This is a genomic window from Klebsiella sp. 64 (assembly GCF_018223915.1).
Classification (GTDB): Bacteria; Pseudomonadota; Gammaproteobacteria; order Enterobacterales; family Enterobacteriaceae; genus Klebsiella; species Klebsiella pneumoniae.
The window spans coordinates 1-824 of record NZ_JAGRQZ010000073.1; the positions used below are offsets into that span (position 1 = coordinate 1).

Consider the following 824-nt stretch of genomic DNA (forward strand, 5'->3'; position numbering starts at 1 on the left):
CCCGCCGGTAAGTGGCTTTCAGGTGCTTCAGCAGAGCGATAAACAGCGCTGAACTTTTGCTGTTGCCGCCCACGTAGCTGACTTTACCCGTGCCACTGTGCAGTGCGCCGGCCAGATAGTATTTTTCGTTCTGCCCCGGCGTCACTACCCGTTTCTGCTGTCCGCGCAACTGCCAGTCCGCACCGATTTTAGGATTAAGGTGGATATCCACTTCATCTTCATAAAATACCGGATGCTCTGCGCTGCATTCATCCAGCGCTTTGTGGATTACCGCCATCTTTTCATCTTTATGTGGGTCACGGATACGCAGAGTTGGCGCGGCCCTGCGCCATACAAGCCCCGCAGATGGCAACCAGCGGCGAACGGTTCCTGCATGTAACTGGCAACCGGTTATCTCATTGATTTTTATTGCCAGTAATTCGGTGCTCCAGCGTGAACGTTGATAACCAAAATCGCCGGGAGAATGCTTTATCAGCTCACGTAACAGGGTGCAGATATGTTCAAAAGGCCAGCGTCGGGAGCGCCCTGCGGGTAAGGATTTCAGGCCTTCAATACCTGAGTGCGTAAACCAGTTAATCCAGCGACCAACGGATGAACGGGCACAACAGAGAGTTCTGGCAACATCGCTGACCCGTTCACCCCGATGAAGCATCAGCATGGCCGTGAGTCTGCGGGCATGATTTTTATCGCGCGTTTTATGAATAGCTTTCTGCATCAGGCGTCGTTCGCCACGGGGTATTGGTGCTATGATCGGCATCGCTCAGTCCGGTTGGTGGTTTTGGTTGGTTTGGCGATTGATCAGATCGCACAATCCGGGCTGAGTT

1 protein-coding gene is annotated in these 824 nt (G+C 53.3%); it reads right to left on the bottom strand.

Annotation, left to right across the window (positions count from 1 at the left end; genetic code table 11):
* The coding region (locus KHQ23_RS26240) for an IS630-like element ISEc33 family transposase (protein WP_211777068.1) at nt 1-757 on the bottom strand (757 nt) is incomplete at its 3' end.
* Between the last annotated feature and the right edge of the window lie 67 nt (nt 758-824).